The organism is Pseudoalteromonas atlantica (assembly GCA_007988745.1).
Classification (GTDB): Bacteria; Pseudomonadota; Gammaproteobacteria; order Enterobacterales; family Alteromonadaceae; genus Pseudoalteromonas; species Pseudoalteromonas atlantica.
In genome coordinates this window covers 1-14,535 of the sequence record BJUT01000034.1, presented here as the reverse complement: position 1 = coordinate 14,535, position 14,535 = coordinate 1, and the positions used below count along the sequence as shown (strand labels likewise).

Here is a 14,535-nt window from a genome sequence, read left to right as displayed (position 1 = left end):
GCATGAAAATATGGGTAGATGCCGACGCATGCCCTGTGGTAATAAAAGAAATACTTTTTAGAGCCGCAGAGCGCACGCAAACACCAACCATTTTAGTAGCTAACCATGCAATGCGCATTCCGCCTTCAAAATTTATAAGCCGAGTACAGGTTTCGAGTGGGTTTGATGTGGCCGATGACGAAATAGTAAAGCGTGTAGAAAAAGGCGATTTAGTTATTACTGGCGACATACCCCTTGCCAGTGAAGTTATAGATAACGGTGGCCAAGCACTTAACCCACGGGGTGAGCTTTACACGCCAGAGAATATTCGCTCGTTATTAAACGTGCGCGACTTTATGGATACCATGCGCTCAAGCGGCGTAGAAATGAGTGGCGGGCCACCACCGCTTAGCCAAACCGACCGCCAAAATTTTGCCAATAACCTCGACCGTATTTTAGCGCAAAAAAAGGCGAGCTAGTGTGAGTGAGCAACTAATTGGCTTAGGTGAGCAAGCCTTTAGCGTAGCCGTTTATGTGGCAAAAGCGCCGCCTATGCCCTACTTTGCAACCCTACACAGTGTTGAGCCTGTAATAAACGAGCAAATAAATACCATAAACCAGCACTGCGGTAATGGCTGGCGTAAAGTGTTTAACGTATACGCTAAAGTGTTGTTTGCGCTACCGAGTGAACATTACAGCTTTGCTAAACAAGCCGCTAGCTGGCAAGCATATCGCGATACATTTTTACTGCAAAAAAACAGTAAAACAGCGCTGTTATTTAGTGCGCCCATTATTAACGCCACAAATAAAAATCAACTGCATATTATTGCTGGGCGAACCCATGCTAAAAACTTATTACAGCAAGGTAAGCTTAATGCGCAATTTAATTGGTTAGACGATGAGTTTGCAATTGATACAACGAATAACATTATTGTGTGCCCGTACTTTGATTACCGGCAGTTAAGTAATATTAAAATAGCCCGATTAAGCGAGCTAGTTGCCAAGCTTAAAACATCTAATTGAAAATGTAAGGACTCAAAATGGCGGGAATTTTAGAGCTAAATACGTTATTAAAATCAATGAACCCCGAGCTTAAACAAGGTGAATATATATTTTGTTGTTTAGCAGGCAACCTTGCTGACTACGTTCATTTAAACCCGCTTGCCAGTTACGTTGAAGAAGAAGGCCTAACCCTTATTTTAAATGCAGATACCGCCGATAAAGCCGGTATTACTTATGAAGCTAAATATAATTTAATTACCCTTAATGTGCATTCAAGCCTTGAGGCTGTTGGGTTAACCGCTGCGGTATCGGCCAAATTAACCGAGCATAATATTAGCGCTAACGTAGTAGCTGCGTTTTATCACGACCATATTTTTGTACAAACCGATAAAGCGCAGGCCGCGATGAAAGCACTTGGTGAGATTGGTTAGATTTAAAAATACTATTTAAAAATATACGGAAAAATATATGGATATTTCAAATCACGCTAGCAAATTTAATCAATGGAAAGACACGTATAATTGGGATACATGTAAAACAAATAGAAAAGAATTTGGACAATTTATTGCTCAGTTTCTTACGTCAGAGAGTCGCGTAATTAACCTAAATGGTATTTATGGCTCTGGTAAAACAGAGTTCATTCGTCGCTTATATACAGAGTTAGCAAAACGCAATCATCCAGTTGTTTATATTGATGTATGGGAAAGTGACTTTTCAAATAACCCCCTTGCTGTTATTTGCAGCGAATTACTACAGCAAATTGAGTATGTTTTTAAGGAAAAGGCTCCCAACGGAAAAGCTGTGGAGATCGGGAAAGCTAAAAGTATATTTAATAAGTTGAAAAGTAAGTTAGGCTTATGCTTGAAGTACGCTGAGCCAGCGACAGTCTTTACGGGTGAACCCTCTTTAATTTCAGGGGCGAAAGCTATCTCAAAAATTGTGGAGGTTACACCAGAATTAAACGACTCTTCGCAATTTCAGAAATATACTGAAGAAGTTCAAAAAAAGCATATTAGTTCTATTCAAGCTGTTAAAGATATTAAAGAACATATTACTTATTTATCTGAGCTCATTGAGATAATTTATGAATTACACATTCCAATTGTAATTTTAATTGATGAATTAGATAGATGTCGACCTAATTATGCTGTTGAAGTTTTAGAAGTAATAAAACACTTTTTTGAAACTAAGGGATGTACTTTTTTAGTTGCTACAAATACAGAAGTACTTGAGCACTCGGTTAAGTCAATATATGGGATTGATTTTGACGCACAGCTCTATCTACGCCGGTTTTTCGACCGTAAAATCACCTTACCATCGATACCTTTGATTGATTATTTAGCAGCTAAAGATTTAGGTTTTAGCAGGTATAAAAATTTACTTTTATACCCATTTACTGATAATCAACGAGGTAATATAAACTTCTTTGCCAATTTGTTTGAAAGCAACAAAATTGAGCTAAGAGGGGTGGAGCAAATACTAAATCGTTTTTTTGCAAGCTTAGATTATGTATCAGCACGAACAGCAGTTTGCCCTTTAATTAATACGGTTGTTTTAATAATCGGCCTAATAGAGCAGCATTTAGATAAGCAAGAAAATAGAAAAAATACAAGTCATGCTAGCTTTACGATTAAAATTCAAGATGCATCTATTATTGGTAATCCTTTAAAGGCTTTTGTTGATTCTATGTTTGAGTGTGTAACTACTACTAATGGAAAAAAATGCTTTTCGGGAGGTGTTCTCACTACATATCCTGAGCAGAGAGCCATGCTTAGAATTCAATCAAGAAGCTATTCAGAGGTAAAGTTAGATAATGGAACTAATATAGGGAAGCTAATTTCAGAAATGATAAATCACAAAGATTCTGAAAGTTGTAGCTATTGGATGTGGGAAGATTACCAAAAAATAATTGATTTATCTGGACATATAGAATAATAAAAATGTTATCAGGTAAGTATAACAATAATCTGAGTAATATTAATATTAGAGCGTTGGGTGGCACTTCGCTTAACCGACCTACGCTTTAAGAAATTGTGGGGTGAAAAGGGGCTATATAAAAACACCGAGTTTGTTCACTCGGTGTTTTTATTGGTGCTAAATAGCGGGTACTTTTTTAGTTTTGTACAACATTAAACAACGTATCCGCTAAAACCAAGCGCTTTAAAATAAAGCTTAGGAATACCGTATTTGCATTCATTAAGTAACTCGCTAAAGCGCATTCTATCAAGTGGGTAAAATTCACTGTCTAAGTTTTGAGCTGTGTAGGCTTGCCCTGCATCACTTAAGCCCAAATCGGCACACACAGTAATTTGTGCTTCGCGCTCAAAGTCGGTTTCGGGTTTCATTAAATCGCTAATAAATAAGTTTGCGCCTTTATTTAAATTAGCTTTAATATTTTTTAATAGCTGCTTTTTGCTGCCGTCGTCTTTTAAAAAGTGCATTACGAGTAGGCATAGCGCCGCATCGGCCTTAGTAGATAGCTTATCAAGCTCGCCTTCAATAACATTAACGCGCTTTGCTATGCCGTGCTCTTCAAACGCTTGTTTAGCAATTGCGAGCATATCACTTGAGGTATCTTGCGCGGTAAATTGCCAAGTAGGGTTAAGCGCGGCAAGGGCGAGTATTTCTTTGCCTGTGCCTGCGCCCACGACTAAAATATGTGCGTTATCTTTAAGGGTTGCTTTAAGTTGAGCATTAGTAAGTTGGTGCAATAGCTCATAACCAGGGACTAAACGGGTAATGCGGTCGTTGTAATGCGTTGCTTGCTCGCCTGTGAATGTTGGCATTTTTTAACTCCTTTATAAGACTTCAACAGTGGAGTATCCACCACTTTTTTTACTTACATGTACTTGCGTGGCTACGCGTTCACTCATTTCACTCACATGCGATATAACCCCTACTTTACGGCCTTGTGCTTGTAATGAGTCGAGTGCGTCCATAGCAACGCTGAGTGTTTCGCTATCTAACGTACCAAACCCTTCGTCAATAAACAAAGAGTTGATTTGTACTTTGTTTGACGAAAGGGATGCAAGCCCTAATGCCAGTGCTAGTGATACTAAAAACGATTCACCGCCAGAGAGTGTATTAACAGAGCGTTGTTCGTCGGCCATATCGCGGTCAATAATGGCAATATCGAGCGATTGCGCAATGGCTGTAAGCTCGTAGCGTTTATTAAGGGTTTTTAAGTGGCTATTAGCGTAATGCAGTAATATTTTTAGCGTCTGTGTTTGCGCTAAGTTACGCATGGTTTTACCGGTTGCATCCCCTAATACTTTATTAAGTACGTGCCACTGCTCTACCTGCTTTTTAAGGGTAGCAAGTTCAGCGTGTTTGCCTTTAAGTGCTTTGGCGTTTTGATTGTGTTGCTCAAGCGCGGTATTAGTGCTAAGCAAACTATTTTGTAGCTCAGTTTGCTCTTTGGCTAAGGACGTTTCTTGCTCTGCTAATTGGCTTTCGCTTTTTTCGGGCTTGTTAGTATTTTGGTGATCTGTTTGCGCCTTTTGCTGTTGCTTAAGCGCTGCATTTGCGTCTGTAAGTGCTGCTAAACGCTGCTCAAACTGCATTAATTGCTCTTTTATTTGCTCACTAGTGAGAGTTAGTAAAATAGCGATCTGTTCGTGATTTGCCTCGCTATATTGCGCTTTAAAGTCGCTAAACCAGGCATTGTAGCGCTCTTCAAGTGTACTTTGCTCTTGAGTTTGCTCTGCCAAGCGCTGCTCAATATTTTTGAGTGTTATAGCGTGCTCATCGCGTTTTTTAATTGCGCTGTCGTGGGCTTGTTGGCTTGTATGTAACGCCTTTTGGCACTGCTCAAGCTGCGCATTAAGTTTTGCTTGGTAATCATCGGCACTTAATGGCTCGTTGTTAAATAAAGCAAGGCGCTCTGTGCGTGTGGTGTTTTGCAGTTGTTGCGCTTTGGCTAAATCGTCTTTTAAAACTTTAAGCGCTTGCTCACTTTTAGCAATTAACGGTGTGAGTTGCTGTAATTGCTGATTAGCACTGTCTATTTGTTTTTGACTTTGTTCAAGCTGAACCTGTGTTTGCTGGTACTGCTCAACCTGCTGGCTTAAATCGCTCATATTAAGCGTGTTGTTTTGCAATTGCTGCCAGAAGTCACTGTGCTCAAACTGTGCGTTAAGGGTGCTGGTAAGCTCGTTAACTTGCGTATTTAGCTCTGCATGTTTAGTGTTTATTTGGCCAAGCTTATTGGTTAATTCAACATGCTGATTATGCAATTGCAGCTGTGTATGTTGCTCGGTTTTTAAGTTACTTATTAGCTGATTTACTTTTTCTTGCAGAGCTGTTTGCTGTTTTTGCGATTCAAAATAGTGCGACTTTTGACTGCTGAGCTGGGCGTATGTTTCATCAAGCTGCTGTGCTGTTAAGTCGTTAAGCTCTGTACGTGCCCCTTGCATTGTTGTTTTAATTTCTAGCTGCTTTGCCTGTGCGCTCTGTATAGCTTGGCTGTATTGAGCGTGCTCAGTGACAAGTACAGCATGTTGAGTTTGGTGCTGATGCAGCTTAGCTTGGGCGCTATCGTGTTGCTGCTTAGCTAGGTTATAACTTGTTTCAAAATCGGCTATTAGGTTATTTAATTGCGGGTTTTGGCTGCTTGCATACGGGTGCTCTTTTGCCCCACACACTACACATGGCTCGTTAGGGGTAAGCTGCGTGCGTAAATGCTCTACGTTTTCGCTGGCACGCAGGCGAGCTTGGTTTAATGCGTATTCACTGTGTTTAAGTGCTTGCTCGCACGAGGCTAAGCTTTGTTGCAATGTTGTTTGCGTTTGCTCACTGTGTACAAGCTTGGCCGCAACCGCCGTTTGTTGTTGTGTGCTGTGTTTTATTTCTTGATTAAACTGCTGGTAGCGCAAACGCTGATCTTTTAAATATTCAATATTTTTAAGTTTGCTATCGCATTGTTCAATATTAAATTGGCGTTGTTGCTCACTTAGCTGGTTAAGATCATTTTGTTGATGCGCAAGTTGTTGCTCTTGCAACTCTACTTTTTTAGTTTGCTCTGCTAACAGCGCCGCTTGTTTACTTTGCTCTTCTAACAGCTGTTGGTTTTGCGAAGCGGTTGCCTTTATTTGCTCATTGGCACTTAAATATGTATTAAAGCTGTGTTGGTAATAATTCCAATCATTAGCCAATGGTTTAAGCTGCGTGTGCTCGTTTAGCCACATTTGATGCCCAGTGCTGAGTTTGTTTGCCTCATCAAGTGCATTTTGGCTTTGCGTGTACTTCGTTTGTAATTCGCTAAGTTGCTGCTGCTCTTTTTCGCTTTGCTGAGTCAGGCTTGTAATGGTTTGTGCGTGTATAGCAAGTTGGCTGTCGAGCTCGCGGGCTTTTGCAATAATTGGCTCTGCCGTTTGCTTTTGCTCTTGCGCTGTTTTTAACTCGCTTTGCTTTGTTGTAAGTGTTGCGGCCTGCTCTTTTATAAGCGCAGCATGGTCAATCGCTTTTAAATCGCTTATTTGCGTACTAAGTGCTTTGTTTTGCGCCGTTAAGTGCTCATGACGTTTGCGGTTGTCTTTTATTTCAAGGGCGCTTTGTGCTTGTTTAGCTTGCTCACTTTGCTTTGCTATTGCATCAAGCTGTTGTTGCGCGTGTTGTTGCTGCTTTATTGCGTGTTCTAGTGCCTGCGATAAGCTAGCTGCTTGTTTATACCAATTTAAGTCTTGCTCTGTTGCTGCATGCGTTTTTTTAGTTTGCTCAATTTTTTTAAGTAACTCATCGCGCAGGGTTTGTTTAGCACTTAATTCGTCATCGCTTAACAAGGTATAGCTTGCAAGGCTTGCATTAAGTAATTCATATTGATCTTTTAGCGCTTTATTACGCTCAAAAATACGTTTACCTATTAAGCTAAATTTATCGGTGCCGGTTAAACACTCTAAAAGTTGTGCGCGTTCATCGCCTGTGGCTTTTAAAAAGGCTGCAAACTCGTGCTGTGCTAATAATACCGCACGCGAAAACTGATCAAAGCTTAGCCCTATTTTGTTTTCTACTTCTTTTATGGTTTGGCTTTTATCGGCTATTAGGGTTTCATCGGGCAAGGTTAGTAACGTATGCTCAGCCACTTTTAACTTGCCTGTTGCCTTTTTGTGGGTGCGGGTAATAACGTAGCGTGCGCGGTATAATTGTTTGTCTTGGCCAACAAAATCAACTTCAGCAAAGCCTTCCCATTTGCCTCTGCGCAGTAAGTTACGCGCATCGTTTAGCTTTATGCTGTCGCCGTTAAAATCAATTAAGTTGCCTTTATCGCCTTTTAAGCGTGCTGTTTTAGTAAAAAGCGCTAAACAAATAGCATCTAAAAAGGTGCTTTTACCTGCGCCTGTGTCGCCGGTTATTGCAAACAAGCCCGCATCTTTCAGTGGAGCTTGAGTAAAGTCGATTTCGGCATCGACTATTGAGGCTAAGTTATGAATACGAACTGCGGTTATTTTCATAGTTGCTCTTGCTCCGTCAGCTCACTTATTACATCGTTTAACAGTGTTTTTAGCTCATCTGGTACAGCTTGGCCGGCCATATCTTTTTCGTTTGCAAAGGCTTGTTCTAATAAGTTTAATGGGTTGAGCATTTCAATTTCGCTTAAATCTTCAAATACGGCGCTGTTATCGCTTGTTATGGTTTGTTCTCGTACCCGCTCAATGCCGCAAAATTTTACGTGTTTCCCCTCAAGTGCCTGCTCTATTTGTTCTCTAAAGGTGGTGTCGGTATCACTTGATTTAAGTTTTACGCGTAAATAAGGGGCAATAGTATGTTGTGATGTATCGAGCGCTTTAATTTGCTCGCATAAGTCGCTTAATGGCACGCACTCCCCTTTTGGTAAAATAATCACTTCAGTAGAACGTGGAATGTAAAGGGGGTTTACAGAGGTGCTAATAGTATGTTTTTCATCACTTTTAAATTCTACTACATTAACTTGGTGCGTGTAGTTACGCTCTGAAAACGACATAGGAATAGGCGTACCGCTGTAACGAATAACGTCTTTTTTAGCGACTTGCTGCGCTTTGTGTAAATGCCCCAGTGCTACGTAGTCTGCCTTGTTACCAAATACATTGGCCGAAATAGACTCCTCCCCACCAATCACTAAATTACGTTCTGAGTCACTTGAAATATCACCGCCTTTGGCATGTAAGTGCCCCATTACAATTAACGGCGAATTTTGCGCGTTAATGCTATAGGCGTGATCAAGGGCAAGCTTATAGGCTTTTTCAACGCCTTGTGCGTAACTAGGGCCGTTTTTAGTATGACTAAGTGAACTTATGTCGCTGGTACGTAAAAAAGGCATAGCGACGATTACAGCGCGTTTATTTTGCGTATTTATTTCAATCACGGTATTGGCTGGGTCGGTTACTTCAAAGCGCCCCACTACATGGGTATCAAACTGAGCAAGTAAGGGCTGCGCCGCTAATATACGATTTGCTGAGTCGTGGTTGCCGGCAATAATAACAACATGCAATTGCGGGCAACGCTTTTTAGCATCTTTTATAAATTGGTAAAGTTGGTTTTCGGCGCTGGCACTGGGTGTGGCTGTATGATAAATGTCGCCTGCAACTAAAAGTATATCTATGTGTTGCTCTACAAGGGTGCTAAGTAGCCAAGTAAAAAATGCAGCGTGCTCATCACGGCGGTCATGTTCATAAAATTGTTGGCCTAGGTGCCAATCTGAGGTGTGGAGAACTTTCATATCGCGCTCTTAAAAAACCATAAGAGCGCCAATATACCCAAGGCAAGTAAAGATGCAAGCCTCGGGAGGGCTTTAGTTTAGGTAAAACTATAAATAGCAATAATAATGACAGGAAGCGCTAACAAAGCCATGCCTAGCGGCATTTTTAAACTTTTAGTTTGCTTTGCTTGCAATGCTTTTATGGCATTTGTTTCGTTACAGGCGGCTACTTTATCAATATAAAAATAACCTGAGTCTAGATACTGCTTACAACTTTGCTGATTTGCTGGAATGGCTATTAGCTCTTGTTGTTTTTTTAGGATATAAAAATCCATACACCCACCACATTGCTTACTGGTAATAAGTACATATTTGAGAATAATTGTAACGATTTTATTATGCTCAAATAAAAAAAGTGGGCGATTTTAAATATAAAATGCACTAAATATCAACCTAAAATTTCACTATTTTTAATTTATCGTATAAATAGTTAATATTAGTGAGAACACGGCAATATTTGCGCCAATTATTAGCCACTTTTTACTGTGTTTTTGTTCAGTAGATAGGCGTTTTAGTGCATCTTGCTTATTGCATGCCGACACCACATTAACATACGAATATTGGTTTGATTCGTAGCGCTCTAGTAAGTCTTTATCAGCAGGGATAGCTTCGAGCTGATGATCTTTTTTTACAATGTAAAATTTCATATCGGGCTCCTTTAGTTTAAATATGCTGCTTTATTTGTATAGAACCTGAGCGCAATAAACCGTGTAAACACTGCTAACGCTATAAATTTAAGCTCAATTAAAACAACATATTTTTGCACCTTAATTTAATCCTAAGCTAATGGCATGAATTAGGCCTGAACCCTTATAAATACTGCGTTTGTACCTTAATTAATACACATCAACTAGCTGTGAAGTGTAAACCCCCTTTACAGTTTTAAAAGTGGCTTAATTTACTGATTCAAAAACCATGTTAAAACAACGTGAATATTACCGTGTTTAATGGGCGGTTGGTCGCTAATTAATTGAACAAAAATAGTAACTTTGTCAAAGTACGCTCACAAAATTCCACTAGGACTCATAATGAAAAAAACAGTTCTTACGCTAAGCGCGTTTGTGTTGCCTTTGGCAATGTCGAGCGCTGTGTTAGCGTCATCCGTTGAGCAAACTAAAGGCTCATTCGTTGATAAGTTTCGCCAGTTAGACGAAGCGCTTCCTACCCCAAATGTTTATCGTAGTGCCGCAGGTGAGCCAGGCGAAAAATACTGGCAGCAACGTGTTAATTACGACATAGATGTAAAGCTTGATGAAAAAAAGCGCCGCTTAATAGCAAGCCAAAGCATTGAGTATAAAAATAACTCGCCGCATACACTTAAATATTTGTGGTTACAGTTAGATCAAAATATTTTTAAAAGCGACTCAATTGCCGAAACCACAAAAACGTTTAAAAGCACGCTAAATAGTTTACCTGCACAAAAGCCGGCTAAGTTAAGTTTAGGTGAGCTACGTCGTCAGCAATTTATGAGCGACAACGAGCTAGGCTATACAATTAGCAATGTAAAAGATGACAATGGCGATGAACTGCGCGTTACTGTTGTTGATACGCTAATGCGTATAGATTTAAACGAGCCGCTAAAACCAGGCAAAGAAGCTGAGTTTAGTATGAACTTTGCTTTTAACATTGTTGAAGAAGATGCCGTAGGTGCGCGTTCTGGTTACGAGCACTTTGAAGAAGATGGCAACGATATATTTTTACTTGCGCAGTGGTTTCCGCGTTTAGCTGCGTACACCGATTACGAAGCATGGACAAACAAGCCGTTTTTAGGCCGTGGTGAGTTTACGCTTGAGTTTGGTGATTACGATGTAGAAATTACTGTACCTGCTGATCATATTGTATCGGCAACAGGTAAGTTAGATAACGCAAGCAAAGTGCTTACACGCACGCAGCGTAACCGCTTAGAAAAAGCTGAAACAGCAAAACGCCCTGTATTTATTGTTACTGAAGAAGAAGCGTTAGAAAACGAAAAACAAGGTACCGATAAAACAAAAACATGGCACTTTAAAGCAGAAAATGTGCGTGACTTTGCGTGGGCGTCGTCGCGTAAATTTATGTGGGATGCAAAGGGCTATCAGCAAGGTGGCGATGAACAACCTTTAGTGATGGCTATGTCGTTTTACCCTAAAGAGGGTGGCGATTTATGGAAAAAGTATTCAACTGAATCTGTAGTACATACGATGGAAGTGTACTCTCGCTATTCATTTGACTACCCATACCCTGTAGCGCAATCGGTAAATGGCCCTGTAGGTGGTATGGAATACCCAATGATCACTTTTAATGGCCCACGTACAGAGCTGCAAGATGATGGCTCGCGTACTTATTCTCAAGCTGAAAAACGCTTTTTAATTGGTGTGGTTATTCATGAAGTTGGCCATATTTACTTCCCTATGATTGTAAACTCTGATGAGCGCCAATGGACCTGGATGGATGAAGGTTTAAATAGCTTTTTAGATGGCGTTGCAGGGCGTGAATGGGACCCAACTATACCGTGGGGTGTTGAGCCGCGCGATATTGTTAGCTACATGAAATCGCAAAACCAAGTACCTATTATGACGCAGTCAGACAGCGTACTTCGTTTAGGTCCTAATGCTTATACTAAACCAGCTGCGGCACTTAATATTTTACGTGAAGTTATTTTAGGCCGTGACTTATTCGATTTTGCTTTTAAAGAGTACGCACAGCGCTGGAAATACAAGCGCCCTACTCCAGCAGATTTTTTCCGTACCATGGAGGAAGCCTCTGGTGTTGATTTAGATTGGTTTTGGCGCGGCTGGTTTTACAGCACCGACCATGTAGATATCTCGTTAGATAAAGTGTATCAATTACGTTTAGATACTAAAAACCCTGATATTGACTTTAAACGCTTACGCGATATAGAAGCAGACAAACCAACATCACTATTTGTTAAGCGCAACCGTGAAGAAGGTAAGCAAACTTGGGTTGAAAAAAATCCAGATATTACCGACTTTTACGACGAAAACGACCGCTTTACTGTTACTAATAAAGAACGTAACGCGTACAACAAGTTTTTAAAAGGCTTAGAGCCGTGGGAGCGTAAAACGCTAGATCGCGCGCTTGAAGAAGATAAAAACTACTATGTTATGGAGTTTTCAAATCTAGGTGGCTTGGTAATGCCTATTTTATTAGAGCTAACTTATGAAGATGGCACAACCGAAGAGCGTTACATTCCGGCTGAAATTTGGCGCCGTAATCACAAAAATGTACAAAAGCTTATTGTTACAGATAAAAATAAGCCATTGGTATCGGTAAGCGTTGACCCTCGCTGGGAAACCGCTGATGTAGATGTTGAGAACAACAACTACCCTCGTCGTATTATTCCTTCACGTATTGAAGTGTATAAAAAGAAAAAGAGTAAAGCGAAAGTAAGTCGAGATATTATGCAAGACATTAAAACTGAGCTTAAAAAAGACGAGAAAAAAGATGGTGAGGAGCAACAATAATGCGCTTTTTGCTTATTATTGTTTGCCTTTTAGTTGCTGCGCCAAGTATGGCGCATCAGCTAAAGTCATCGGTTACTACGGTGCTTTTTAATAAACGCACTAACAATATTGAGCTTATGCATCGCTTTTATTTACATGATACTGAGCATGCTGTAGCGCATTTATTTAATGGAAAAGCCGATATCATTAGCAACAAGGCCGACCAACAACGTTTTGTAGAGTATGTTGAGTCGCATGTTGCGCTGCAAACCTTAAAGGGTAAGCCATTAACGCTTAGCCAAGTCGGTGCGCAAATTGATGGAAAGTTTTTTTGGGTGTATCAAGAAGCTCCTATCCCAAAAGGGATTGAAGGCATAAAAATGAGTAACGGCGCACTGCGTGACTTATGGCCTTCGCAAGTAAATATGGTAAACGTAGAAGGTAAAGGCAAGATTAAAACCCTTCACTTTACCCAAAACGATACCTGGCTCGAGGCTAAGTTCGAGCAATAAGTACTTCCCCAACCTACGCGCACTGCAGTTTATGTGCGCGTATTCTCCTTTTGTTTATGCTGTGTTCATTTTTGATCTGTTACTACTAGCTGTTCGTAGAATTTTAGTAATTAATTGGTGTTTATAAGGCTAAGTAATAGATAAGTGAATACTTTTCTAATAATTTGTTTGATAAACATTTGCTAAATTATTCTCATGAAGTAGAGTCATTATGTGTACACATGTTGTATTGATTTTTACCCCATTCAAGGAATGATATGAAAGCTCAAGTAGAGGCTATTCAAGGAGTTATATTTGATTTAGATGGCACGTTAGTATCGTCTGAGTTAGATTTCTCTCTTATAAAAGCACAAATAGGTTGCCCATGCGAGCAAGACCTACTTGATTATATTGCCCAGCTTCCATCGCCCTACATGCGTGAAGAAGCGATGAATATAGTGCATCAACACGAGCTACAAGACGCTCAGTTTGCCACTATATTGCCAGGCGTAACCGAAGCCGTTAACGCCCTTAAAGTTAAAAATATTCCTATGGCTATTGTTACCCGCAATTTTGATAAAGCGGCAGCCATAAAGCTACAAAATAACCCGCTACCTATCGAAACGGTATTAACCCGTAGCGATGCCCCAGCCAAACCCGATCCCAGTGCCTTAAATGCAATTGCCACGCTTTGGAATATAAACGCCAGCAACTTGTTATACGTAGGGGATTTTTTATACGACATTCAAGCAGCACATAATGCAAATATGCGCGCTTGTTTGTACGCGCCAAACGCGGTGCCTATTTATGCCGACCAAGCTGATTATGTTTTACGTGAATTTACCGAGTTAGTTACTTTAGTCGAAAGTTACTCACAAAAATTAGAGTTATGTTAAATAGCGATTAACTTTTATTTTTGTGTAATTACTACTGTATTATTTGCATAGGCTCGGCCTTATTTATTTAGCAAATAGGTTGTTTTAAATTCAGTTTGTAAAGTTCAACAGACCCTAGCCCAATAGGGTTTGAATTGGTAAAATATGGCAAAATTAACGTATTGATTAGAGGCACAAGATGGGCAGAGCATTTGAAGTCCGTAAGAGCTCGATGGCTAAAACAGCCAACGCTAAAACTAAAGTTAACTCAAAGTACGGTAAAGAAATTTATGTTGCCGCTAAAAATGGCGAACCAGACCCCGATGTCAATCAATCACTGCGTCGTCTAATTGAAAAAGCAAAAAAAGACCAGGTTCCTGCTCACGTAATAGAAAAAGCAATTGAAAAAGCAGCCGGTGGGGCAGGGGAAGATTATTCGCCCGCACGTTACGAAGGCTATGGCCCAGGTAACTGCATGGTTATTGTTGATTGCTTAACCGACAACCCAAACCGTACAATTAAAGACGTACGTTTACCGTTTACCAAAACAGATTCAAAAATTGGTACACCGGGCTGTGTTGCACATATGTTTGATCACCTTGCTGTACTTGGTTTTGCCGGTGACGATGACGAAGTGGTACTTGAAGCACTAATGATGGCTGACGTTGATGTAACCGACGTTGAAGTTGAAAATGGTAAAGTGTCGGTATTTGCACCCCATACTGAGTACTATAAAGCGAAAACAGCGCTTGAGGAAAACTTTGAAGGGATTAACTTTGAAGTAGATGAAATTACGTTTGTTCCGCAAGTGCATGTAGAAATTGAAGATGAAGAAGTTATTGCTAATTTTGACAAGTTCATCAACATGCTTGAAGACTGTGATGACGTTCAAAACGTGTATCACAATGCAATAATTAAAAATTAATTTAGCGCTTGGTACAGTGCGCACTAAATAAATAACGGTACTAGGGCGTGTTGACCTTTGGCGCTTGAATTTGCAGCAGTATGTTTGG

13 protein-coding genes are annotated in these 14,535 nt (G+C 40.2%); 8 read left to right on the top strand and 5 right to left on the bottom strand.

The features are described 5' to 3' along the window. The first annotated feature begins 2 nt into the window (after positions 1–2). Genes PAT01_RS13590 through PAT01_RS13575 form a run of 4 tightly spaced genes read left to right on the top strand, consistent with a single transcriptional unit; the run spans position 3 to position 2,916 of the window. On the top strand, positions 3–458 hold the full coding sequence (locus PAT01_RS13590; protein ID WP_004588273.1) for a YaiI/YqxD family protein: 456 nt from the start codon (positions 3–5) through the stop codon (positions 456–458). 1 nt (position 459) lies between these two features. Continuing rightward, entirely contained in the window at positions 460–1,002 is a 543-nt protein-coding gene (locus PAT01_RS13585) for a DUF6942 family protein (RefSeq protein WP_154945626.1), read from the top strand. 17 nt (positions 1,003–1,019) lie between these two features. Then, positions 1,020–1,412, top strand: a complete 393-nt coding sequence (locus tag PAT01_RS13580) for an ACT domain-containing protein (RefSeq protein ID WP_154945625.1) — start codon at positions 1,020–1,022, stop codon at positions 1,410–1,412. Between the two features lie 37 nt (positions 1,413–1,449). Beyond that, the gene (locus PAT01_RS13575) at positions 1,450–2,916 is read left to right on the top strand and encodes a KAP family P-loop NTPase fold protein (protein ID WP_154945624.1); all 1,467 of its coding nucleotides are present in this window, start codon (positions 1,450–1,452) and stop codon (positions 2,914–2,916) included. Positions 2,917–3,110: 194 nt separating this feature from the next. Here PAT01_RS13575 and PAT01_RS13570 read toward each other — a convergent pair whose 3' ends face one another. From PAT01_RS13570 to PAT01_RS13550, 5 genes are all read right to left on the bottom strand, one after another. After that, positions 3,111–3,767 (bottom strand): class I SAM-dependent methyltransferase, encoded by a 657-nt coding sequence (locus tag PAT01_RS13570; protein WP_024033000.1) that lies wholly within the window; start codon positions 3,765–3,767, stop codon positions 3,111–3,113. 12 nt (positions 3,768–3,779) lie between these two features. Further along, on the bottom strand, positions 3,780–7,430 hold the full coding sequence (locus PAT01_RS13565) for an AAA family ATPase (protein WP_154945623.1): 3,651 nt from the start codon (positions 7,428–7,430) through the stop codon (positions 3,780–3,782). Next, complete coding sequence (locus PAT01_RS13560; RefSeq protein ID WP_154945622.1) at positions 7,427–8,674, bottom strand: exonuclease SbcCD subunit D C-terminal domain-containing protein; 1,248 nt, start codon at positions 8,672–8,674, stop codon at positions 7,427–7,429. Before PAT01_RS13560 ends, PAT01_RS13565 begins: the two co-directional genes overlap by 4 nt. Before the next feature lie 77 nt (positions 8,675–8,751). Then, the gene (locus PAT01_RS13555) at positions 8,752–8,988 is read right to left on the bottom strand and encodes a hypothetical protein (protein WP_004588266.1); all 237 of its coding nucleotides are present in this window, start codon (positions 8,986–8,988) and stop codon (positions 8,752–8,754) included. 135 nt (positions 8,989–9,123) lie between these two features. Then, positions 9,124–9,360 carry a hypothetical protein gene (locus PAT01_RS13550; protein ID WP_154945621.1) on the bottom strand — a complete coding sequence of 79 codons (237 nt, stop codon included), beginning with the start codon at positions 9,358–9,360 and terminating at the stop codon, positions 9,124–9,126. 381 nt (positions 9,361–9,741) lie between these two features. Between PAT01_RS13550 and PAT01_RS13545 the strand changes: the two genes are divergently transcribed. The 4 genes from PAT01_RS13545 to PAT01_RS13530 all read left to right on the top strand — a co-directional run bounded on the left by PAT01_RS13545 (position 9,742) and on the right by PAT01_RS13530 (position 14,447). Continuing rightward, a complete protein-coding gene (locus tag PAT01_RS13545) occupies positions 9,742–12,177 on the top strand; it encodes a M1 family metallopeptidase (RefSeq protein WP_154945620.1) in 2,436 nt (811 codons plus the stop codon). After that, on the top strand, positions 12,177–12,668 hold the full coding sequence (locus tag PAT01_RS13540; RefSeq protein WP_004588263.1) for a DUF6702 family protein: 492 nt from the start codon (positions 12,177–12,179) through the stop codon (positions 12,666–12,668). The genes PAT01_RS13545 and PAT01_RS13540 overlap by 1 nt, the downstream gene beginning before the upstream one ends. 257 nt (positions 12,669–12,925) lie before the next feature. Next, the gene (locus tag PAT01_RS13535) at positions 12,926–13,543 is read left to right on the top strand and encodes an HAD family hydrolase (RefSeq protein WP_154945619.1); all 618 of its coding nucleotides are present in this window, start codon (positions 12,926–12,928) and stop codon (positions 13,541–13,543) included. Positions 13,544–13,721: 178 nt separating this feature from the next. Further along, complete coding sequence (locus tag PAT01_RS13530; RefSeq protein WP_024032996.1) at positions 13,722–14,447, top strand: YebC/PmpR family DNA-binding transcriptional regulator; 726 nt, start codon at positions 13,722–13,724, stop codon at positions 14,445–14,447. The last annotated feature ends 88 nt before the right edge of the window (positions 14,448–14,535 follow it).